Below are 23,961 nucleotides of genomic sequence, written 5' to 3'. Positions count from 1 at the left end.
TTTTTGTAAAAGTATTTCTTAATTAGTCCAAGGCTCAGTGAGCCTCCAACCAGTTCTCACCAATACCTACTTCCACATCCAACGGCACGGATAGTTCGTAGGCATGTTCCATTTCGGTTTTGATGAGCTTTTTCATTTCCTCCAGTTCGGGTTTATAGCAATCGAACACCAATTCATCATGCACCTGTAACAACATTTTGGTCTTGTAGTTGCCTTCCTCAAGTTTTTTATGGATGTTGATCATCGCAATCTTGATAATATCCGCCGCACTCCCTTGGATGGGGGCGTTCACTGCGTTGCGTTCCGCAGCTCCGCGAACCACTTGGTTCCCTGCATTAATATCTTTTAGATACCTGCGACGGCCCAACACCGTTTGCACATAGCCGTTATCACGGGCAAAATCTACGAGTTCGCTCATATAATTGCGCAACTTTGGGTAGGTTTTGTAATACGTATCAATAAGTTCCTTGGCCTCGGCACGGCTTAAATCCGTTTGGTTGCTCAGCCCGAATGCCGACACCCCGTAAATAATTCCAAAGTTCACCGTTTTGGCATTGCTACGCTGTTCGCGGGTCACTTCATCAATCGGTACGTTAAATACCCTAGAAGCGGTGGAAGCGTGAATGTCCTCCCCATTTTTAAAAGCAGAGATCATGGTGTCCTCTTCGCTCAACGCAGCGATGATTCGTAACTCGATCTGTGAGTAATCCGCAGCCAGTAATATGTAATTTTCATCACGGGGGATGAACGCTTTTCGCACTTGGCGTCCGCGCTCGGTACGGATTGGTATATTCTGAAGGTTTGGATTGTTGCTGCTCAAACGGCCCGTGGCGGCTACGGTCTGCATGTAGTCTGTGTGAACTCGGCCTGTTTTTTTCTGAACCTCGTTCGGCAACGCATCCACGTAAGTGCTCTTTAGTTTGGCCAGCCCGCGGTAATCCAATACATTTTGGATAATAGCGTGGTCCTTAGCCAAATAGGACAGCACATCTTCCGAAGTGGAAAACTGACCGGTCTTGGTCTTTTTTGGTTTGTCCACCAGTTTTAGTTTGCCAAAGAGTATATCGCCCAATTGTTTGGGTGAAGCAATATTGAATTCCTCACCAGCATCTTCGTAAATTTTCTTCTCCAGTTCCGCAATGTCGGTCTCAAGTGCCGTGGATAGGTCTTTCAGATAGCTTTCGTTCAAATTGATGCCCTCAAGTTCCATATCTGCCAATACGCGAAGCAAAGGAATTTCTATATCGGAGAACAGCTTGTCGGTATGGGCGTCTTTAAGTTCCGGGGTGAATTTTAGGCCCAATTGGAAGGTAACGTCCGCATCCTCCACGGCGTATTCGGTTTGTTTTTCCAAAGGAACATCGCGCATACTGAGTTGGTTCTTGCCTTTTTTGCCGATAAGTTCAGTAATGGAAATAGGCGTGTAATTGAGATAGGTCTCGGAAAGCACATCCATGTTGTGTCTCATGTCGGGGTTGATAAGGTAATGGGCCAGCATGGTATCGAACAATTGGCCCTTGACTTCCACACCATAACTTTTCATCACTTTGATGTCGTACTTCAAATTTTGCCCCACTTTTTCAATGTTTTCCGATTCAAAAAATGGGCGTAGTTTTTCAATCAAAGGTTGTGCATCGTTCCTATTGTCGGGAAAGGGTACATAAAATCCTTTGCCGGGCGACCAGCTAAACGCAATTCCGACCAATTCTGCTTCCAACGGATTTAGGGAAGTGGTCTCCGTATCAAAACAAACAGAGGGCTGTTTCATCAGCATTTCCAAAAAGAGCTCCATACCCAATCCATCTTGCACATTCTGATAAAAATGGGGGACGTCACTAATCGTCATACGGCTGTTCACATCCTTAAGGGTAGCTGCAGCCTCTGTGGGGTCACCGCCAAATAAGGTAAATTGACCGCTTCCGGCCACTTGAGCTTCCTCTTTGGCCGTTTTTGTACTGGTGACTTGTGTAGGGGTTTCTGCCTCTTCGGTAAATAGTTTGATGAATTGGTCTTTCAATCTACGAAATTCAAGCTCCTCAAAAATCTCTTGAACTTTTTCTGCATCGGGCGGACACATTTCGTAATCTTCCGCATGGAACTGAACATCACAATCAATTTTGATTTCGGCCAATTTTCTGGACAATCTTCCCAACTCGGCATTCTCTTCTACTTTCTCCTTCATCTTGCCTTTGAGCTGGTCGGTATTGGCCAACAAACCTTCCATGGAATCGAACTGCTCAATAAATTTTTTAGCCGTTTTATCACCAACACCGGGCAAGCCTGGAATGTTATCACTGGCATCGCCCATCATCCCCAAGTAATCGATTACCTGTTCGGGGCGCTTAACGCCAAAACGTTTTTGTACTTCAGGTATGCCCCAAATTTCGATACCGTTGCCCATTCTTGCGGGGCGATACATAAAAATGTTTTCGCTTACCAACTGTCCAAAATCCTTATCGGGCGTCACCATAAAAACTTTATAGTTTTCCTTTTCGGCCTGTTTGGCGACCGTTCCGATGAGGTCGTCGGCTTCGTAGCCTTCCAATTCCACGATTGGAATCTTCATGGCCTGTAAAATTTGTTGGATATAGGGCACGGCGATACGGATGGCATCGGGCGTTTCGTCACGGTTCGCTTTATAGTCCTCGAACATTTCGGTACGCTCCACACTTCCTCCTTTATCAAAGGCAACGGCCAAATGGTCGGGCTGCTCGCGTTTGATCACATCAAAAAGAGAGTTCATAAACCCCATGATCGCTGAAGTATCCATTCCCTTGGAGTTTATCCTTGGGTTTTTGATTAGTGCGTAGTAACCACGAAAAATAAGCGCGTAGGCGTCTAGTAGGAATAGTCTTTTTTGGTCAGACATTTTATTTTTTTTTGAAGTATAAAATTAGAAGTACGAATTTTTAAATGTACGAATTGCGATTAAAAGATGCGGGAATTGAGATATCAGATTTCAGAAAAGGGAAATAGGAGCCGAGATAGTTGAAACAAGCCGTCCTGCTTCTTGAATCTAACAGCGAAGCGGTCTTGGGTCTAAGGCCTATCCATAAAAGCTTGTCACCTCACGATTGTGGTGACCATTATCCGAATACTCTCGATACGTAAATCCGGGATGTACACAATAACCACCGGTCTCTCCATTTTTGTTGATGGCCAAGAACCCAATCTGGAAATCTTTTCTACCCTCATTTTTTTTCATGATACGCTTAACACCTTCCTCACAGGCTTCTTGTGGACTTTTTCCCTGACGCATGAGTTCCACAATCAAAAAACTGCCTACCGTACGGATGACTTCCTCGCCAACACCGGTAGCAGTAGCGCCCCCCACTTCATTGTCGATAAACAGTCCTGCACCGATAATAGGGGAGTCCCCGACACGACCGGCCACTTTGTAGGCCATGCCGCTTGTGGTACACGCACCAGCAATATCGCCATTGTCATCAATGGCCAACATGCCAATGGTATCATGGTTTTCTATATTGATGGTGGTCTCGTATTTAGAGGTTTTTAACCACTCTTCGTATTGTTTTCGTGTGCTTTCGGTAAATAGATCCTCTTTCTTAAAACCCTGTTCATAAGCAAATTTCTCAGCACCCTTGCCCCCTAAAATAATGTGTGGGGTTTCTTCCATCACCTTTCGTGCCACGGAAACCGGATGAGCTATATTTTCCATACAGACCACCGACCCGCAATTACCGTCCTTGTCCATAATGCAGGCATCCAAGGTCACATTGCCATCGCGGTCCGGGCGCCCACCCTTGCCTACGGTTTCATTGGTTTCGTCGGCTTCCTCGACCCTAACCCCTTGCTCTACGGCATCCAGTGCATTTCCCCCTGATTTTAAGACTTCCCATGCCTTTTCGGAAGCGTTGAAAAAATTCCAAGTACATACCACAATAGGTTTTATCGCTGTCGGTTTTGGAATTGTGGTAGCCGGTGCTACTTCTGGCTTAGGTTCCGTTTTACAAGACACTAATGTGGTGGCGGAAACAAGCCCTGCAGCGGACAGACTTGAATTTTTAAGGAATTTGCGTCGTTCCATGAGTTGGTATGTTTAATTTTAGGGGTTATAAATATACAATATGCTGGTAGAAGTTTGTGCCAATTCCTTGGAATCGGCAAAGAATGCCGAGAGGGCGGGAGCGGATAGGATTGAACTTTGTTCGGAACTTGGTGTTGGGGGTATAACTCCATCTGCCGGGTTGATTCAATTGGTGATAAGGGAATTGTCCATTCCCGTTCATGTTTTGATACGGCCAAGAGGTGGACATTTTACCTATTCCGAAACCGAATTTGAAGTGATGAAGGCAGATATTTTGGCCTGCAAGGATTTGGGAGTGCATGGTATTGTTTCTGGAATTTTGATGAAGGATTTCTCCGTGGATGTTGAAAGAACAAAAGTTTTGGTGGAGTTGGCAAAACCGATGCATTTCACGTTTCACCGAGCATTTGATTGGGTTGACAGCCCCTTGGAAGCTATCAAACAGCTTGAAGCGATGGGAGTGCAGACCATTTTAACATCGGGTGGGGAAGCTTCGGCGGAGAACGGAATCAAAAAATTGGCAACTTGGCAAAAAGAAACATCCATGACGATTATGGCCGGGGGGGGAGTGTCGCCCAATAATGCATCAAAATTTAAACAAATTGGCCTTCAAGCCATTCATTGTTCTGGAACCTCGTTTGGAAACCGAGTGGATTTGGAAGGCAAAATCAGCATGAACTCCGCCAAACATTTAGTGGAAGATGAGGTGGCCGTTTCGAATTTGGAAACACTGACCTCGATTGTTCGAGCCGTTAAATAATAGTAAAAAGCACTGCTAAAAAGCAGATTAGCTCTAATTTTGTAAAAAAATTGTATGTCCCGATTTATCATTTTGGCAATTCTTTACTTGGTGTTGGCCGTTTACGGTTTTCAAGCATTCCGTACGCTGTTCAAAAGTCCGTTGTTGCATTGGACCTATATCATACTTTTTTTAGGAGCCTTGATATTTTTGACTATCAAAGTATTGACCTATGATCCAGGGGATGGCTTCAAGGGAACCGCGGCCGTTGCGGGAACCATTTTTGCCGCATTCTTTTTGTTGGCCTTGGTGTTGGGCTTCTTTTTGTTGCTAGAGGATATTGTCCGTGTGCTTGCTTTTGGCTACAATAAAATTGCAGGTGTGTCCAACTCGGATGCTGGTTATTTGCCCTCACGTAGGAAATTCATTAGTGGCATTGCCCTTGGTTTGGCAGCCTTGCCTTTCGGAGCATTGTTGTATGGTATGTACCGAGGAAAATACAATTACCAAGTGCTTAAATATGAGCTCGAGTTTGATGATTTGCCAGATGCGTTCCACAATTATCAAATCACCCAGATTTCCGATGTGCATAGTGGTAGTTTTGACGATTACCAGAAAGTGGAGTATGGTGTAAACTTGGTAAATGAGCAGAAAAGCGACGTGATTTTCTTTACTGGAGATATCGTGAATTTAAAATCTGAAGAGCTTGAGCCTTGGAAAGAGGTTTTCTCCCGCTTGAACGCCAAAGATGGGGTGTATTCCATTTTGGGTAACCACGATTATGGAGATTATGCCGTTTGGGATACCGAAGCAGAAAAAGAGCAGAATTTGGAATATCTCAAAACCATGCAAAAGGAAATGGGCTTTGATTTGCTATTGAACTCGAATCGGTTTTTGGAAAAAGATGGGCATAAAATTGCTTTGGTAGGAGTGGAGAACTGGGGCAGGGGTGGCTTTAAAAAGGCAGGTGACCTGCAAAAGGCGAAACAAGGTGTTTCACCGGATGATTTTAAGATATTGTTGAGCCATGATCCTTCGCATTGGGAAGATGTTGTGATACACGACGATTACCATTTTCATTTGACCTTGAGCGGACATACCCACGGTATGCAATTTGGCGTGGAAATACCAGGTTGGGTAAAATGGAGCCCCGTTAAATGGCGCTACAAATATTGGGCGGGTATTTATAAGGAAATGGAGCAGTTCATCAACGTGAACAGAGGGTTTGGATTTATAGGATACCCGGGCCGATTTGGCATCTGGCCCGAGATTTCCGTAATTACCCTTAAGAAGAGGGGAGTTGTATAGAACGGCTATTTCTTAAGCCAACTAAAGACATCTTGCATAAATTCTTGGCATTGATAATCGTCCACGCCTTGCCAGCTGGTCATGTATAGCGATGTCATAGCTTCGCCCATGGCCACTATTTTACCTCCTTTTTTGGTATTGGTAAAGGTGCCAGCGGGATAAGCTTTCCCCAATTCATCTCCATAGACAAAAGGTGTTCCGCCAATTACTTTTCTGGCTTCATGATAGGATATTTTCAAAGGTTTGTCATGAATTTCTCCTTTTATGGTATGCCCGCCCGGTAGTTTGTCGGGGATGGCGTCACCATATTGAATACCATATGGGGTAATAATATCATTAACATTGGTGTCGTTCAATGATGACCAGTAGTCGCTGTCCATTATGATAAATAGGCTTCCACCATCATCGATAAACCTGTGAATGGCCTTGACTTCCTTTTTGGTGTACTGTTTCTTGGGAATATGGATGTAAAGAATGTCGATGTCCGACAACATGTTTGAATCAATTTCGCCCTTCGCATAATCCACGGTAGCGTTTATGGCTCTTGATGTTTTGAACAATTCCTCCGTCATCATATATACCCGCCCGATTTTTTCATTCTCCAACTTCATGGATTTGGGGTCGTTCCAAAACACTTGATTATGGGCGACATCCATTAATATACGGGTATAGTTTTCCATCTTCTTCTGCTTTATGGAAATGTTTTTGAACCACCCCTCACTGCTTTCACCTACCCACAATCCAATTTTTCCGTGGCCACTAACATTGATTTGCTCTTCGATCGTAAAGGTCGGTGTTGGGGAACGGTTCACATATACTTCCACTTTTGGATAATTGATTTCTAGTTTTACGTGGAACCAGTCATTGGGAACAGGAGCAGGGGCAATATGGGTCTCGTACTTTCCAGGATGGCCTTCTCGTAAGGTTTTCCAGTCTAAATGCGGCATGGCAATATATTGTACCATATGTTCTTTTTTCTCTGGATTTTGAAAATTGAAGGGCCTAAAGTAAACGGCATCGAAAATTGAATTGTCCTTACCGTTAAAGGCCACTCCAACGAAACTTGCACCGATTTTATTCTTTCCCTTGATGTTGAGTTCAATGGTGCCGTTCTGAAAATCGGAGCCTTTCAGCCATAAAATGCCATCCCCTGGATTACTATTGAGGTGGATAACACCGTTGTTAAAACTGACTTCTCTATTATGCACTTCCCAACTTTTAGGGTCATCAAGTTTTTTGTTGACCTGTCCTAAAATTGAAAAAGAAATGGTGAAAAGGAGAATGGGTAAAAAAACTGTTTTTAAAGATTTCATTGTGTTTGTTTTTTGATTGAAATCCAAAACTAGCGCGGAACAAGGCTTGATGAGCAAGCAAAAGCCGATCAAATCGAGTTCAAAATTCGGTCATTTACCGAAAACCGAACAATTTTGGGCGAATATTAATATCTTCGAGTATGCTATGAAAAGCCCTGATAATTACCATATCGAATTGTGCATAAAATTGCTCGAAGAGAAATTTTCCTTCGGCAATGGGCACGGATATACCCAGAAGGATTTGGAACAGCTTTCCTCCTATATTGAGGAGCACACCGGGTACTATATCAGTTTGTCCACTTTAAAACGGGTGTGGAAGGGCACTTATAAAACACAGCCCCAAATTGCCACCTTGAACGCCCTTGTGGAAGTGCTTGGTTATAAAAACTGGCAGGATTTTAAAATTCAGCATCAAAAAGCCAAGGTTGAAGAAGAGGAAGGAGCAAAGAGAAGCAGATGGCCCTTTTATTTGGGAGTATCGGTAGTGGCGATTATTTTGACGGTGATCGTGTTTTCTTTTGGAGAAAGTGGGGCATCAAACGTAAAAATTAAGGGCCCCGTGAGTTTTAGTACGGATAAAACGGTTGCCAAAGGCGTTCCGAATACGTTTATTTTCGAGTATGACCTGAGCCATGTGGAAGCCGATAGTTTTTTTATCCAACAATCTTGGAATGCCTGGCGCAAGGAAGAAATCGACCCCAAAAAGGAGGTGTATGCTTCAACCTATTATGAAAGTGGTTTCCATCGAGCCAAATTGATTGCCAATGATGAGGTGGTCGCCACCCAAGCGGTCCATATTTTAAGCGATGGCTGGGAGCCACATGTTTATTACTCTGAAGCCGACGACAGATTCATCGATTTTAAGGGCGAGACATTTGTAAAGGATGGAAGATTGCATCTGCCTATCGAGCTGCTGAAAAAACGAGGTTTGGATACTTCCCGCTACTTTATGTCCCGCATTTCGCATAGCGATGACTATGGGGTCTCTTCCAATAACTTTGGATTCAAAACAAAAATCAAAGTGGACAAGGCATTGGAATCCAACTGTCCGTGGGTAAATGTTTTATTGATTACCACCGAGCATGTATTTTCGGCTAAGCTTGTCCGCAACGGCTGTGAAACGGGGGCCAGCTATAAATTGGGTGAAATTTACAAGTCCGGGAAGGACAATAACCTGTCCAAATTGGGAACTGACCTTTATAAATGGAATGATTTGGAGATAAAGGTCGAGGGAAAGAAGGCCACCCTTTTGTTGAATGGGAAGAAAATATATTCTGAAAATTACCAGGAGGACCTTGGAAACATTGTAGGTCTTTCCTATGTGTTTGAGGGAACCGGGTCCATTGATTTTGTTGAACTTACCGATGAAAAGGGAAAAGTAGTTTTCCAGGACGATTTTGAACTTTATGAGTAATGGAATTATGATGGCGCCCATCACAATTTAGTGTGAAGCAATGTCCAAAGCGTTGAAAGGCTGTAAAACATTCAACTTTTTTCTTATTTTTGACTGTAAACCTTAGAATACATGTCCAAATTCGGAGAACTTATAGATTTACAGGTCCCAGTTTTACTAGACTTTTATGCGGAATGGAACGAACAGTCCACCTCTATGCACCCAGTGTTGAGCGATGTAGCCGCTGCTCTTGGCGATAAGGGAAAGGTGATAAAAATCGATGTGGACAAGAACAAGGAACTTTCACAGGCACTCCGTATCAAAGGGCTGCCAACTTTAATGATATACAAAAAAGGAGAGATGGTCTGGCGACAGAGCGGAGAGCAAGATGCCAATACCCTGATCGGAATCTTAAATGAATATATTCAATAAAAAAAGCGAGGTTTTATCCTCGCTTTTTTTTATGCTATTCTTCTTCTGGAATTATAGAGTCCGGAATGCTGTCTGGGGCATCGATAGGAATGGAACCTTCCATGTCCGGGTCTATTGGAGGAATTGATTCGTCCATTACATCATCCTCTTCATCCACAAACTGGGAGAATTTGTCAATGTATTCATTGAAGATAATGGTTTCCGACTCTGCCAATTCTTTATCTCCATTTTCAATCAAAATGTCAATGTTTCTACGGTAGGCCTGCATATCGGATAGGATGTCGTCTATTTTATCGTATTGCTCATCCAAAGGAATGTTGGCGTAGTATTCCAAATGTTCTTGATAGACCTTTTTGAGCTTGCCGAAAAGCTCTCGGGCTTTTTGGGTTTCTCCCACTTTATAATAGCCATCTACAAATGGTTCAACAAAAGCATAGAAATAATAATGCTCCACGGGCATGTTTTCCATAGCAATATTGATGACATCCTTGGCCTCGTCAATCTTGTTTTCTGCAATCAAGGTTTCCATCAGGCGGGCCAAATTGCTTCTAAAAGAAAGTCCCTGTGAACGCGTTTGTGGATCGTGATAAATCTCATCGCTTCCTGCATTGCCCCATTCCCAATCCTTGACAATATCGTACATCAGATCGGTATCGATTCGGCCCATTTCAAAGGAATTTCGGTTTGGGGTTTTGATGGGTACCAATTTGTACACAAGTCCATCGAGTTGCAGATAATCCTTCATCCAGATGTATTCTGCACTGTCAAAACTACCTCCGGAGAAGTAGATGGGTCGTTTCCAATCGTTGTTGGCGATAAGGTCCAACATCAATATTCTGTTCTTGGGAAGTGCACCGGTTGGCAGGTCAATATCGATATAATCCACGATCAAAGCAGAATCCTTCTCTTTGACAAGGCCGCTTTCCAATACATTTTGTTTGTTGACAGGTATCCTGATTTTATTGGTGGGGTAGTACACAATATCCAAGGTGCTTTCTGAATAGTTGCTCAAATCGGCGCCTTGATTGGTCAAAATATGTCTGAATTTGGTCTGAGGCTTGTCGCTGCCAATCCAATTCATAAAATCTTTGATGTCCCATCTATTGTCTGTAATACCTTGATAGTAAATGGCATCCCTTGTTCCGTAGCTGTATTTGTCATGCGTTAATTGCGATGGTATAGGGTCACTTTCGTAAGCCTTTCGCTTCATCTGGTCAATGTACCAATCTGTTGCAAAAAGGCTTGTGTTCACTACGCGGACATCGGTTCTGTATTTCTCGATTTCCTGTGCGTACCAAATAGGGAAAGTGTCATTGTCCCCAATGGTGAACAATATAGCTCCCGCATCTTCTTTCGTGGAATCTAGATAAGCTTTAGCTGTAGATGGGGCAGTGAACCTATCGGACCGATCGTGGTCGTCCCAGTTTTGAAAGGCCATCAACAACGGAACGGCCAAAAGGCATATAGTTGTGATTGCCGGAGCCGCTATTTTGGATGAAACCAATTTTTTGAATTCTTCAAACAGCCCGTATACACCGATACCAATCCATATACAGAACACATAGAAGGACCCTACCAAGGAGTAATCCCTTTCCCTAGGTTGAAAGATATAGGGGTTGGTATAAAACTGAATGGCAAGTCCCGTGAACATAAAGAACACGAAGAGCACCCAAAACTGTTTTGGATTTCTGGATACTTGGAAGACAATGCCCAAGATTCCGAGCAATAGCGGGAGGAAGAAATAGGTGTTTCTACCCTTGTTGTTCTTCCAATCGCTGGGTAGATTATCTTGGCTTCCCAAACGGATGCTATCAATAAAATTGATACCGCTCAACCAATTTCCATTTTCATCATATCGGCCTTGCATGTCGTTTTGTTTCCCGACAAAGTTCCACATGAAGTAGCGCATGTACATATAATTAAACTGGAAATCGAAAAGGTATTCTATGTTCTGCCAAAGGGTAGGGGGCTGCACCTCAATATATTCACCGAATTCCCTTAAAAAACGTATATATTGTTCTGTATCCAGTTCGCCTTGCGAATAGGCCGTTTTGAATTGATTTACCGCCTGTCGAAGATCATTATTGGATATATATTCCGATTTTATCTTGAATTCCAAGGCGCCAAAATATTTCATATAATTTTCGGCGTGTTGATCGCTCCACATTCTGGGTAAAAATCCTACGTGCTTTTCGTTGGGGCCTGGAATAGCTCCTTTGTAATGGTTCACGATAACATATTTACCCGTTTCCAAGTCTTTTTCGTACTTAGGGCTATCATCCCTATCTTCTCCCGAAGTTGCAAAGGTGTCCGAGTAATAGGCTCCGTAAATAGGACTGTCCACCCCTGGGTATTGTTCCCTGTTATAATAGGCGAGTAACGCTCGGGCATCGGCCGGGTTGTTCTCATTGACCACGGTTTTTGCATTTGCTCTAATGGGAAGCATCAACCAAGAAGAGAACCCGAGGATGAGGAACATTAGGCAAAGCACTAAAATGTTGGCATTATAGTAATTGTGTTTTCGGGTGTATCTCAAACCAAAATAGAAGGCTGCAACAAACAAAAGTCCCATGATGATGGACCCTGAGTTGAATGGAAGCCCAATTTCATTGATAAAGAATACCTCGCTCCACCCAAATAGTTCCAGAACGTAGGTCAAGGAGAATTTGTAGACTAAGATGAGTACTGCTACGACGATGATGTTCGCGAGCAAGAAGTTTTTTACCGTGGTGGTCTTATATTTTTTGAAATAATAGAGCAATCCAATGGAAGGTATGGCCAAGAAGCCCATGAACTGTATGCCAAAGGTAAGACCTATTACAAAAGAGATGAGCATGAGCCATCGGTGGCCTCTGGGGTCGCCCAAGTTATCGGTCCATTTTAGGCCCAACCAAAGCAATAACGCCATCATAAAACTTGCCATGGCATACACCTCGGTCTCTACGGCATTGAACCAAAAACTATCCGAAAATGTAAATGCAAGCGCTCCGACCAATCCACTGCCAAGGATGGCAATAGCCTTGCTATCGGTCACTTCATTCTTTTTGGCAACCAACTTTCCTGTTAAGTTGGTAATGGTCCAGAAAGTGAATAATACAGCAAAAGCACTGGATACAATGGATACGGCATTTACCATAAGTGCTATCTTGGTGGGGTCGCCAAAGGCGAACATGGCAAAAAAGGCACCGATCATCTGTAATAGGGGTGCTCCCGGCGGGTGCCCTACTTGCAACTTTGCGGAGGTGGAAATGTATTCCCCCGCGTCCCAAAAACTTCCTGTGGGTTCAACGGTAAGGGCATATACTATAAATGCGATAGCAAAGGAAACCCACCCAAGGATGGTATCCCATTTTTTGAAGTCTTTTGCAAACATAAGAGTTGGTTATTAACCGAATTGTGGCGAATTTAGTAAATCTAGAACAGAAGCCTAGCCCTTTTTGGAAAACCTTTAACACCCATGTTCAATAAAAATAGCTAGTATTCTTATCAAAAATATTTGTTGAAACCAAAGTTTGTTTTAAATTTGCACGCTCAAAAGCTGAATCAAATTTAGCTTTTATATGGTACTGGCCTATGGTGTAATTGGTAACACAGCTGATTTTGGTTCAGTCGTTCAAGGTTCGAGTCCTTGTAGGCCAACAAAAAGCCCCTTAAATCATCCGATTTAAGGGGCTTTTTTCTTGGTTTAATGTATCTATACAATTTGCCTGTCCATATTGGGGACAGGCCTGTAGGTATAATATTGCAATACCTCCTCCAAAGCCATTTTTAGTGCTTTGTTAATAGGCATTATTCTAGAGCCCAATTGGAAATCGATTTGGTTGAGCTGCATGTAGTAATCCGTAAAAACCGGAACATATAGCCCTTCGGCAATGGCCTTATTTGTTTTTTGATAATTGTCAGCCTGTTTCTCCTTGATGACTTTACAGGTTGCCAAACGCAAATTGCCGTATTTGTCTTTGCTTGCTGCGTATCCAAATAGCCTGCAAATAAGCCCCCTGTGGCGATAACTGCCGCAGTGCCCTTTGCTTAAGATGGAAACAGGTGTCAGCAAAAAGCAAGTTTGCCCGGTAGACGAACTTAGTGTGTCCAGTGCCTCTTCCGCTTTGCCCGATAAAAATAGTTGAAATGCCCATGGTAAAAACTCCAATGGTGATGCATCAATGTTGGGGTAGGTGCAACATTTTCCACAACCAGAAACACAGCCAAGTTTCGATTTTTCCTGAAACTGTTGGGTCTCTAGCTCCAATTGGTCGAATAACGATTCAACCAATCGGACTTTCTGATCTAGTGTCATTATTTGGGGGCCGAAATTAAATCTTATTTTGATTCGTGATGAAAATATTTTTTAAAATGAATGTGGATTTGAAGGTTTCTTCAACATGCAATCAAAATTTATACAACTGTCAATGTACTTTGTTGGTAGTAATTTGATATTTAAGGTTGTACCATTCAAAAAATAATTACATATTTGAAAAATATACGCAGCATTTACCCCAAATCTTTTATTAACCTATTAAATGCAAAAGCGTATGAACCCAAATGAAAAATTAAAAGTTGTATTGGACAACTTTGATTTCAACGAAATTCTGAACAAGTATAATCAGAACAGGAAAAAGAAAATTAATTTAGAAGATCTCAAAGAGGATATTGAGTTTTATTCCAATTCTTATCTGTTGGTAGATAAGTATACTGAATGGAAAGAGGAAAACGTTCCCTTGGGTACTACAAAACTGTATGGGTCACCTCACCTTCCTGATGATATAGAACCATTGGAAGATGAAATTTTTTTGGGTCAGTTCAATTTTCAACAACTAAAACCTTTCGATCATTATAATGTGCTTCCCGCTGATACCGGTATGTGCTATTTTTTTGTGACATCTGCAGATGGTCAGGATGTAGGCCATCCAGTCGGGGTAAAGGATTCTATAGGTTGGGGAGAAAAAGGCCATGAAGATTTCATGATTGAGCACGGGGACGATCTACGTGTTGTAGGAAAAGTGTATTATACCAATGTCCCAACAGACCAGCTAAAGATTCGTGAAATTCCGAATGGAGGGGGGAATCGTTACTCATCTAAGGTCTTTGATTTCAATAAGGTATCTGAAAGCATTTTTTTTGTTAATCAACACCATTTTAATTTAAAAGAAATTTTGGGAGATAATGGTAATCGATTTGTTGAGGCAATGAAAGAAGAACTTGGCGATTTTAATTTTTGTGATTATGATTGGCAATTACCTGATGAATTCTTTTTTGGTCGTCCCCAGTGCCATCAAGGTGAGGATGATGGAGAACCGGTTCTCTTTTCTACGGATTCTTTATCAGTTAATTTATCCCGTTTCAATGATGCGGATGATGCAGATGATGACGAGTTTGATGATGACGAGTTTGATGATGACGAGTTTGATGATGACGAGTTTGATGATGACGAGGACGGTGATAGCGGTCGAAAGGAATGTGTGTTCAATTTTTGTTTGCCATCAAAACTTGAGAAGATTGAACTGGGAGGTCTTCATCAAAGCTGTACTTGAATCATTCTTTTATTTCAGAAATGCAGCATTTACCCCAAATCTTTTATTAATCTACTTATAATACAAAAACGCATGAATGTATTGGCAAAAGCAAAAGCTGCGATAGATGGCTTTGACTTTAACGAAGCGAACATTGAGGCCTTCAATGAAAGCGCCGGGACCGAATTGAGTTCCGAAAGTCTCAAAGACTACCTTAAAAATTGGTTGAAGTATTATTTGGTTCCACAATTTGAAATGTATGGTTCTGAAGAAGAGGTGCCATTGGGAACCACAAAACTGTACGGGCTCCCGCACCTGCCGGATTCGTTGGAGTTTCCTGAGGATATGATATTTGCGGGCCAGTTCAATCTAGCCGAAATTAAGCCACATGACATTTTTAACGAGGTTCCCAAAGACTCTGGGATTTATTATTTTTTTGTAGATGTTGACGGTGTGGAATCTGAGGTGTTTTTTTATGACGGCCCTGTTGATGATTTAAAAATACGGGAATACCCTAATGGGGATGAATATGGAAAGTCTCAAGTAATGGACCTAAGAGGCAAGAGTGAGGAACTTTATATGCAGGAGGATCTTATTGGGTGGTGGATCAAAGCCAAAGATAAATATTCAGATTGCCATCTAGCCACCATTATGGGAGCAGATATCCTGGAAAGGCTAGAGGGGCTTTTACAAAAAGAAGCAGGAAGCTTCACTTTATATGATCATCTTGGCAGTCTTCCAGATGAATACTTTTTTGGAAAGCCGCGATACTACCAAGGGGAGGATGGAGATGATCCTAATTTTTATCCAAGCTTTTTTGGTTTTGAGCCACCATGGAATTATGATTGTTTTTTAAACCTTTATGTTTGGCAGGACGAAAAGTCAAAAGAATATTATGGCGATATTGAAATAACCTCTTAGCAGGGCAAAGCATCTGAATAGCAATAAAAAACCCCGTAAATTTAAATTTACGGGGTTCATTGTATTTGTCCAAGCATTGAAATTTCCCCCATAATTCTTAAAGCAGTATCTTTTGCAGTGAGAACAAATCATTTCAACCTCATGAGAAAGCTAATTTTCCTATTCATTACTGTATCCTTTGCAGGTTATGGTCAAAACATAGTAGAGACCCAAAATGGCAAAGTGGAAGGATATTCAAATGAAGATATTCACATATTCAAAGGAATTCCGTTTGCAGAGCCGCCAGTTGGGGCATTACGGTGGAAAGCTCCACAGCCTGTTCAAAATTGGAAAGGTGTAAAACAAACCAAAGAGTTTGGGCCTAGTCCCATTCAAAATACACCAGAGCCCTTTTTATGCTGGACAGAAGAGTTTATTGCCAAGCCCGAACCATTGAGCGAAGATTGTCTTTATCTCAATATATGGACGCCAGCGAAGGCACATGATGAAAAATTGCCTGTGTTTGTCTGGATTTATGGAGGCGGATTAAGTTCAGGAAGTGCCAATTGTGATATTTATGATGGGCAACAAATGGCTGAACAAGGCGTAGTGTTCGTGAGTTTGAATTATAGGGTAGGAGTGCTCGGGTTTATGGCCCATCCAGAATTGAGCGAAGAATCCGGTCACGGAGCATCGGGCAATTATGGTTTTATGGATCAATTGGAAGGGCTGAAATGGATTCAGAAAAACATTGCCGCTTTCGGTGGCGACCCGAACAATGTTACGATTGCGGGCCAGTCTGCGGGGTCGTTTAGTGTGAATGCCCAAATTGCTTCTCCATTGGCAAGCGGATATTTCAACAAGGCCATTTGTCAGAGTGGAGGCATTTTGGGTGGTCGTTTAATGCAAGATTTAGCAACGGCGGAAGAACAGGGTGTTAAGTTTATGGAATCGGTAAATGCTACTTCTATTGACGAATTACGAGCAATGCCCGCGGCACAATTACAGGAGTTGAGCAATAACAGCGATTTAGGTCGCTTCGGGGTGGTGTTGGATGACTATTTTTTGCCAAAGGATTTGTTTGAACATTTCAAAGAAGGAAATCATAATCAAGTAAAGGTACTTACAGGCTGGGTTACCGGTGATTCCAACCTTTTGCCTATGGGAGAGGTGACAATGGAAAGCTTCACATCGATGGCCAATGAAAGATTTGGCGGAAATGCCCACGAGTTCTTAGAAATGTTTCCTGCTGGAAATAATGAAGAGGCACTTCAATCACAACAAAAAATGAACCTTCTGAGCTTTGCCGGATTGCCATCTTACTTGTTGGGAACATATATGGACAGGGATGTTTGGTTATATGAGTTTACCCATGTCCCTACCGATAAACCGGGTTTTCCAAATTACGGAGCCTTCCATACTTCTGAAGTGCCGTTCGCATTACATACGCTAGATCAATGGGACAGGTCGTGGCAAACCGAGGAACGCAAGCTTGAGGACCAAATGTCTGCTTACTGGATTAATTTTGTCAAAACGGGAAATCCCAATGGAGAAGGGTTGCCACAGTGGAGCAGTTACAATCAGGATGAAGGTAAATTATTGATCTTTGAAACTGGTGAGTTAAAATCAAGTTCTAAATATTTGGAGGAATTTTGGTTTTTAACCCAACACTGACCCGATATTTTTCATGAAGTAAACTTAGGGGCAAAGAGTTTTTCAGTTTTTTTTCTACCTTCTAGCTCCGTGCTTCCCAAGGATTCAAAACTCAGTCCGTTACCCTTAAGTTGTTCGGCCAGTTGTTCGGAAACGATAATATCCTGTTTCAAGGGTTTGCACAGTTTTTGGATACGTGCGGTAACATTTAGAACATCGCCGGTAAAGAAGATTTCTTTTTTAAGGGCCCCTATTTCTCCCGTGGTCACTTGTCCAAGATGCAGTCCTGCCCTAAATGAGGGGGTTAGGCCGTAGGTGTTTTCAAAATAGGTCGACTTTTTTAGCAGGGACTGTTTCATAGCATAAAAACAGCGAATGCAGTTGTTGTTCTGTAAGCCATCGCTTTTCTCCCAAGTAACTACAATCTCATCGCCCACATATTGGTACACTTCTCCTTTACATTGAATTATCGCATTGGATAGTTGATTGTAATAATCGCTTAAAAATTGAAAATATTTTTTGTGTCCCAGTTGTTCAGCGAGGGAGGTGGAAGATTTCATATCCAAAAACATAAAAACACGGAACTCTTCTTTGGCCCGATGGTACTTTCCCATAAAAAAGTTGATCAAGACATTGTGTCCCAGATGTTCGCTGATACCTGAATAAAGTAAGGAAACAAAAATGCTAAATGTTAGGGAGACCATTGTGCTTAAAAAAGTAGGACTCTCAATATAATTTGAAAATTTTTGCCATACCTCCGCGTCCATAAGGGTGGAGTCAAGCTCTATGCTCGCTGCAATAGGAAATGTCACTAAATTGATGACAAGCATAAAAAGAAGGTAAAACCCCATTTTGTAAAGGATTTTTTTCCAAAATGCTTTGTTTTTAAAAAGCTTGCTCAGCCAAGATACTTCCACAGTGCCCATTACCATACCTACCAAAAAAACGGCTATGGAGGCAAAAAGGAGAATGTTCCAGGTAACGGTGATGTCCGTTTCTGGTCGTTGATTTTCATAACCCATGGCCATGGACTCTATGAGCAGTATAAACCAGCTCAAGACCAGCCAAATAATCCCAAAGGGCAGTATGCGTTTCACGTAGTGCTTGACCTTTGGATTTTTTAAAAGTACCATATGGTAAAGATATGGTGTTTTCTTCTTCATGAAGAAAAGCCAAAAATCAGTCTAAAAAAGTATTGTTTCTGTCTTTGCTAATTGTTGTTCACCCGATAGGTAATGCCTCGGTTGGTTATCACTCTGCCAGCTTTCATTGTCAAGGTTGCTTGGTTTGATTCGAGCGGTGTGCAACTTCCTGCAGAATTCGATACAAGTACTCGGTAGACATAGCCGTTTTTAGAGGAATCCGGAGCGGTTACAGTAAGGTTCGCTGTCTGGGTTCCCGAATACTCAGCTCCGTCAACGATAGGTGCAAAGTTGCTTCCGCCGTCCGTACTTACCTGCCATTGGTAGGTGTCAACATTGTTTGCGGTAACGGAAAAAGCACCATTGTTTCCGATAACTACGGTTTGGTCCGTTGGTTGGCTGGAAATGGTAAATGGAGTTACGGTGATTGTCTGTTCAACATCAAAAGTGTTTCCTGCCTCATCCGTAATCCTGTATGTTCGAGTAATTATTTCAGGATTGCTTCCACCATCGCTTACATCGCTCACAAATGTAACTGTAGGGTTCGGGTCGCAATTATCGGCCTCATCTGTGATTATAGTTATATCTGGTGTTGGAATATCCGAGGCACAATTTACTGCAATGGGCGAGGGAGCACTAGCTGTGGGTGCTTCCGTTTCTACCGTTATTGTTGTAGTCGCCGCCAAATTTGGGTATGGCGGGTCGCCGGGCATACCGCCATATTCTACCAAATATCCTTTGGGTTGATAATCGCCACTGGCTGCACCGGTATTGGAGAGGTCGTTCCAGGATCCAGGTAATCCAACGCCAGGCGCTGTAATGTGTGCATAGTCTTCATCTCCGGAATTATTGGGTTCCCCTGAGTTCCAGAATTCATATCCAAATGCTGTGCCCCCTGCGCCGCCTCTCCAAAACAGAGTTCCTGCTTCAGGTCCGGTTACCCAATACCAATCTCCTTCGGTTGTGGCATCACTGGCCCCTATCCATCCCGCTCCCGGTGCCTGCGAGCCTAAGAGGTCGGATTCGTCCTGAACAGAGATAGTTGCCAAGTACCCCTGTAGGCCATAGAATGTTCTTAGCGCGGCCGCATCCCTGGCGGCTGTCCATGTGATTCCCTCTGCGGCCACGTATTCATAATAGTGTCCTGTCGATTCCAAATAGTTGGCCTCGTTCATTACTATGGAAAATGTTCGAGTGTCGCCGCCGCTTACCGTAGCTGTGGTTTGAAATACAACATCGCTTATGGCAGCTTCAAATTCGGACAAGGTTGCCGGGCCTTCCAAGAAAAGTCTTCCTTCCGAAGTGTCCCAACTGGCTGTAATGTTAGGGTGTGTTCCGGTTAAACTCAAAATATCCCCGGAAACATCATAGTTGGAAGTTACTTGGATGTAAACAGCGTCCAAAGTACTGCTGTCGGTATCTGTGATTTCTACGCTTTCTACCACGGGAATTGGGTCGCCTGGACAAAATGTTTGGTTTCCGGTTGCGGTTATGGATGGTGGGTCGTTATCGTCAAAAGTATCGTCCCTAAAATCCAAATCCCCTCCTGAGGCAACATCACCATCAGAATCTGGCAATATCAAAGAGCCACCATTGGTGCTCAGTGGATTGTCTATGGTTCCTCCTGGGTCGGCATATCCGGTTGTAGTGTCGATATTATTATCCAAACCATCACCGTCACTGTCAGAACCTGAAAGGGTTAGGGCAGCTTCCGTTGTGTCCGGGGTGCTGTCATTGTCAGAATCCAAATCCATAAAATCAGGTACTCCATCCCCATCGGTATCTACAGGGGTGATTCCGCTACTTTCGTAGGCATCGTCCAGACCATTGTTATTGGCATCTATCCCCGAAGGTGCTATATAGTTTAAAGATGTTTGAGCCTCCACATTGTCCGGTATGCCATCTCCATCACTGTCCAAGTCTTGATAGTTTGGAATACCATCGCCATCTGTATCAACCGTTGTGCAATCAACTGTGCCGCCATAACTGGCACCGTGAACTCTAGCTCCTGTTTGGTATGCCATTACCCTAAAGGATTGAAAATTACTTTGCGAAACATTAAAGGTTATTTCTGTAATGGACCCCGAAGGAATCCCATTCGCGGCAGCCAAATAATTGCCGTTCGAATACTGAATCTGCATATCGCAAGTGCCCGAGGCTGCAGATAAGAATACACTTACTGTGGTTCCTATTGGAATTGGGTTGGCAAACTGAAATGATATAATGGATTGACCTTCATATGTAGATGTGGAGTTATAGGCATAAGAGGTGCCTGGGTTACCTTCCGCATTGGATGGGTCTCTAAAATATTGCACATTGGTCGCCGTTTGAACAAAGTTTCCGCTGGCGCCTCCACATTCGTTGGTGTCGAGGATGCCATCATTGTCATCATCGATATCGGTTACATCGTCAATTCCGTCACCATCAAGGTCGGAAGCCCCGACACTACAAGTGGAGTATAATTTGGAAAAAGGAATGTTTTGTTTGCCTATAGAGGGCCCTTGATATGCTACCGATAGATTTTCCCCTCCGCCGTTTTCAAAGAATAGCACGGTGATATCGTGAAGTCCGGGAGATAAAGTTATGGTACCCGAACGTTCTTGGGAGCCATGTGCACCATCGTTATTAACCACTTGGGTCCCGTTGATGTATAACTTTGAGCCATCATCGGAAGTAGTGTAGAAAGTATAGGTTCCCTGTGTATCGATTTGGATAAATCCTGTATATCTGATACTGAAATTGTCGGTATCCCCGGGGTCCTCTTGATTTTGAAGGGCGTCCACGTCAAAACTGGTAAAAGTGCCCGAGCCAAGAAAGCCGCTTGTCGGAATATTGTCTACGGTGCTTCCCGAGGGGGAGCTGTCGTAAAACTCAAAATCGACTTCGCCATTGCAGAGTCCGGAAGCGGCCTGAACCGTAACGTTGTCAATAAAATATTGTTCCACGTTATCATGATTCATCATACGGACCCTAATTTGTAGACTCGAGCTGCCTGTTGAGGAGATGTTTACTGTATAAGATGGGCTCAATGGGTTGGATGCGGAGCCGGATACGTTTACAAATTGTTGCCAAGAACCTCCGTCAATGCGATATTCGCCAATGAAATAGTCACTTCCATTATCCATCTGACTTTGGTCGTTCACCCGAGTTTCCATTCTAAAGGATACGAAATCGTAGCTGGATATGTCTATAGGGTTCACTTGCCAAATACCTTCTGCGTCAAGGTTTCTTCCTCTTAAAGCATTGTTGTTTACGGATAATCTATTTCCTAGGTTTGTGGTCCATCCTGTGGCGGAAGGGCCTGTTGCCGTTCCTGATTGTATGTTGTCGGAGTAGCTGTTAAAATTTTCGCTCCATATGGTGGTCTGTGAAAATGAAAGAAAGGTTCCCAATAGGAAAAATGCCAAGATCAGCATCCATTCACTGGGAAAATGATTCATCTTTTTATTGAAGAACGAGGTTGTGCCCATGTGTTTATTTCAATGTTGCACAAAATTAACTGGTGCACGGAGGCTTCAAAATATTTGTTGTGAACGGTTGTAAAAGGAGTGTTAACATGATCATATCTGGAGAATGGAGTGCCAATGGGTAGCGATATTGGCTTTTTGACACAACATAGTAGACCATAGATAATTCCTTTTCTTTCTCTTGATTGTGGTAATTCATTGAAAAATAGATAGGGGGCAACTTATTTTTGTTCGGGATGGGGTTGCACATGCGATATTATTTATTGTATATTTGCAAAACTGAACGGATATAAAAGTATTCATGAGGGGACCTTGAGTCCCCTCTTTTATTACTTATTTCTCATTTTTATGTTGAAGGATAAAGTGGAATCGTTGCTGGGCAAGGCGTTGGAAGAGCACTCTTCCTTGTTCTTGGTAGATTTTAAAATGGGCGGCGACAACAGTATCAAAGTGGTTTTGGATGGTGATGAAGGGGTGAGTCTGCAAGACTGTATGAACATTAGTAGGGCCATTGAACATAATTTGGATCGCGAGGAAGAGGATTTTTCCTTGGAGGTTACATCGGCCGGAGCTACTTCGCCGTTAAGGTTGCCCCGTCAGTACAATAAAAATGTTGGAAGAAAATTACAGGTCAAGACCGGCTCCGAGCAATTGGAGGGTACATTGGTGGCGACCTCGACAGATAGCATTACCTTGGAGTGGAAGGCTCGTGAGCCCAAACCCGTGGGTAAAGGAAAAGTTACAGTACAGAAAAAGCAGGAAATCGCCTTTTCTGACATTCAAGAGGCAAAAGTTAAATTAAAATTTTAATTGTAGTAGAAAATGGAAAACCTAGCGCTCATCGAATCCTTTTCGGAGTTTAAGGACGATAAGTTTATTGACAGGGTGACCCTTATGGCGATTTTGGAAGAAGTCTTCCGAAGTGCGTTAAAGAAAAAGTTTGGTTCTGACGACAATTTTGATATCATTATCAACCCCGATAAAGGGGATTTGGAAATATGGAGAAACCGTGTGGTGGTTGAAGATGGGGAGGTGGAAGAGCCCAACGAGGAAATATCCTTGTCCGAAGCTAGAAAAATCGAGCCCGATTTTGAAGTAGGGGAGGATGTGTCGGAAGAGGTAAAGCTTATTGATCTTGGGAGAAGAGCTATTCTGGCATTGCGCCAAAACTTGATATCCAAGATACATGAGCACGACAATACCACCATCTACAAGCAATTCAAAGACTTGGAGGGTGAGATTTATACTGCTGAGGTTCATCATATTAGGCACCGTGCGGTAATTTTATTGGATGACGAAGGAAACGAAATCATCCTTCCAAAGGAAAAGCAGATACCTTCCGACTTTTTCCGAAAGGGAGATAACGTTCGAGGAATCATCGAAAGTGTGGAACTTAAAGGAAACAAGCCGGCCATTATCATGTCCAGAACATCGCCGATTTTCTTGGAGCAATTGTTCTTCCAAGAGATTCCAGAGGTGTTCGATGGTTTGATTACCATTAAAAAAGCAGTTCGTATCCCAGGTGAAAAAGCGAAAGTTGCTGTTGACTCCTATGATGATAGAATTGATCCCGTGGGTGCCTGTGTGGGTATGAAGGGTTCAAGAATCCATGGAATTGTACGGGAATTGGGCAATGAAAATATTGACGTGATCAATTGGACCAACAACCCGCAATTGATGGTGACTAGGGCTTTAAGTCCTGCAAGAGTATCATCCGTTAAACTAAACGATGAGAAAAAAACAGCACAAGTATACCTAAAGCCAGAGGAGGTTTCCAAGGCTATTGGTAGAGGTGGGCACAACATACGTTTGGCTGGTCAATTGACTGGTTATGAAATAGATGTGTTCCGTGAAGGCGTTGAGGAAGATGTGGAGTTGACCGAGTTTTCCGATGAAATCGAAGGCTGGGTAATCGAAGAGTTCAAGAAAATAGGATTGGATACCGCACGTAGCGTTCTGGAACAAGATGTAAAAGATTTGGCGAAGCGAACCGATTTAGAAGAGGAAACAATTCAAGAAGTCGTTCGTATCCTCAAGGAAGAATTTGAAGATTAGG

General features: G+C 42.9%; 16 protein-coding genes and 1 tRNA gene. 10 read left to right on the top strand and 7 right to left on the bottom strand.

What is annotated here, in order from left to right:
* Positions 1-34: 34 nt before the first annotated feature.
* On the bottom strand, positions 35-2,869 hold the full coding sequence (gene polA / locus GUA46_RS06165; RefSeq protein ID WP_176619743.1) for a DNA polymerase I: 2,835 nt from the start codon (positions 2,867-2,869) through the stop codon (positions 35-37).
* 177 nt (positions 2,870-3,046) lie between these two features.
* On the bottom strand, positions 3,047-4,048 hold the full coding sequence (locus GUA46_RS06160; RefSeq protein WP_176619742.1) for an isoaspartyl peptidase/L-asparaginase family protein: 1,002 nt from the start codon (positions 4,046-4,048) through the stop codon (positions 3,047-3,049).
* A 40-nt stretch (positions 4,049-4,088) separates the two neighbouring features.
* On the opposite strand from GUA46_RS06160, the gene GUA46_RS06155 reads away from it, so the two are divergent.
* Together GUA46_RS06155 and GUA46_RS06150 are read left to right on the top strand one after the other, a co-directional pair.
* Positions 4,089-4,808, top strand: coding sequence for a copper homeostasis protein CutC (locus GUA46_RS06155; RefSeq protein ID WP_176619741.1), 720 nt, complete (start codon positions 4,089-4,091; stop codon positions 4,806-4,808).
* Positions 4,809-4,862: 54 nt separating this feature from the next.
* Positions 4,863-6,095, top strand: a complete 1,233-nt coding sequence (locus GUA46_RS06150; protein ID WP_176619740.1) for a metallophosphoesterase — start codon at positions 4,863-4,865, stop codon at positions 6,093-6,095.
* 5 nt (positions 6,096-6,100) lie between these two features.
* Here GUA46_RS06150 and GUA46_RS06145 read toward each other — a convergent pair whose 3' ends face one another.
* Positions 6,101-7,408: a 3-keto-alpha-glucoside-1,2-lyase-like domain-containing protein gene (locus tag GUA46_RS06145; protein WP_176619739.1), complete on the bottom strand. Its 1,308-nt coding sequence runs from the start codon at positions 7,406-7,408 to the stop codon at positions 6,101-6,103.
* Between the two features lie 145 nt (positions 7,409-7,553).
* Between GUA46_RS06145 and GUA46_RS06140 the strand changes: the two genes are divergently transcribed.
* Complete coding sequence (locus GUA46_RS06140; RefSeq protein ID WP_176619738.1) at positions 7,554-8,822, top strand: hypothetical protein; 1,269 nt, start codon at positions 7,554-7,556, stop codon at positions 8,820-8,822.
* 111 nt (positions 8,823-8,933) lie between these two features.
* Positions 8,934-9,233: a thioredoxin family protein gene (locus GUA46_RS06135; protein WP_100817192.1), complete on the top strand. Its 300-nt coding sequence runs from the start codon at positions 8,934-8,936 to the stop codon at positions 9,231-9,233.
* Positions 9,234-9,267: 34 nt separating this feature from the next.
* On the opposite strand, the gene GUA46_RS06130 is transcribed toward GUA46_RS06135, so the two are convergent.
* Positions 9,268-12,606, bottom strand: a complete 3,339-nt coding sequence (locus GUA46_RS06130; RefSeq protein ID WP_176619737.1) for a glycosyltransferase family 117 protein — start codon at positions 12,604-12,606, stop codon at positions 9,268-9,270.
* A 194-nt stretch (positions 12,607-12,800) separates the two neighbouring features.
* On the opposite strand from GUA46_RS06130, the gene GUA46_RS06125 reads away from it, so the two are divergent.
* Positions 12,801-12,872, top strand: a tRNA-Gln gene (locus tag GUA46_RS06125).
* A gap of 55 nt (positions 12,873-12,927) precedes the next feature.
* Here the strand turns inward: GUA46_RS06125 and GUA46_RS06120 are convergent.
* A complete protein-coding gene (locus GUA46_RS06120) occupies positions 12,928-13,530 on the bottom strand; it encodes a YkgJ family cysteine cluster protein (protein ID WP_176619736.1) in 603 nt (200 codons plus the stop codon).
* Positions 13,531-13,765: 235 nt separating this feature from the next.
* Between GUA46_RS06120 and GUA46_RS06115 the strand changes: the two genes are divergently transcribed.
* The 3 genes from GUA46_RS06115 (at position 13,766) to GUA46_RS06105 (ending at position 17,317) form a co-directional block, all read left to right on the top strand.
* Positions 13,766-14,764, top strand: a complete 999-nt coding sequence (locus GUA46_RS06115) for a hypothetical protein (RefSeq protein ID WP_176619735.1) — start codon at positions 13,766-13,768, stop codon at positions 14,762-14,764.
* A gap of 72 nt (positions 14,765-14,836) precedes the next feature.
* The gene (locus tag GUA46_RS06110) at positions 14,837-15,664 is read left to right on the top strand and encodes a YwqG family protein (RefSeq protein ID WP_108246315.1); all 828 of its coding nucleotides are present in this window, start codon (positions 14,837-14,839) and stop codon (positions 15,662-15,664) included.
* 141 nt (positions 15,665-15,805) lie between these two features.
* Positions 15,806-17,317 (top strand): carboxylesterase/lipase family protein, encoded by a 1,512-nt coding sequence (locus tag GUA46_RS06105; protein ID WP_176619734.1) that lies wholly within the window; start codon positions 15,806-15,808, stop codon positions 17,315-17,317.
* Between the two features lie 11 nt (positions 17,318-17,328).
* On the opposite strand, the gene GUA46_RS06100 is transcribed toward GUA46_RS06105, so the two are convergent.
* Both GUA46_RS06100 and GUA46_RS06095 read right to left on the bottom strand, forming a co-directional pair.
* Entirely contained in the window at positions 17,329-18,459 is a 1,131-nt protein-coding gene (locus tag GUA46_RS06100; protein ID WP_229418452.1) for an adenylate/guanylate cyclase domain-containing protein, read from the bottom strand.
* Positions 18,460-18,506: 47 nt separating this feature from the next.
* Complete coding sequence (locus tag GUA46_RS06095) at positions 18,507-21,908, bottom strand: PA14 domain-containing protein (RefSeq protein ID WP_176619733.1); 3,402 nt, start codon at positions 21,906-21,908, stop codon at positions 18,507-18,509.
* A gap of 345 nt (positions 21,909-22,253) precedes the next feature.
* On the opposite strand from GUA46_RS06095, the gene rimP reads away from it, so the two are divergent.
* Entirely contained in the window at positions 22,254-22,715 is a 462-nt protein-coding gene (rimP, locus tag GUA46_RS06090; protein WP_108246312.1) for a ribosome assembly cofactor RimP, read from the top strand.
* A gap of 12 nt (positions 22,716-22,727) precedes the next feature.
* Positions 22,728-23,960 (top strand): transcription termination factor NusA, encoded by a 1,233-nt coding sequence (nusA, locus tag GUA46_RS06085; protein ID WP_176619732.1) that lies wholly within the window; start codon positions 22,728-22,730, stop codon positions 23,958-23,960.
* Position 23,961: the final 1 nt, after the last annotated feature.

The sequence above is a fragment of the Flagellimonas chongwuensis genome, from assembly GCF_013376415.1.
GTDB lineage: Bacteria > Bacteroidota > Bacteroidia > Flavobacteriales > Flavobacteriaceae > Flagellimonas > Flagellimonas chongwuensis.
Note: the sequence above shows the minus strand (reverse complement) of the source record. Positions and strands in the feature narration are given on the sequence as shown.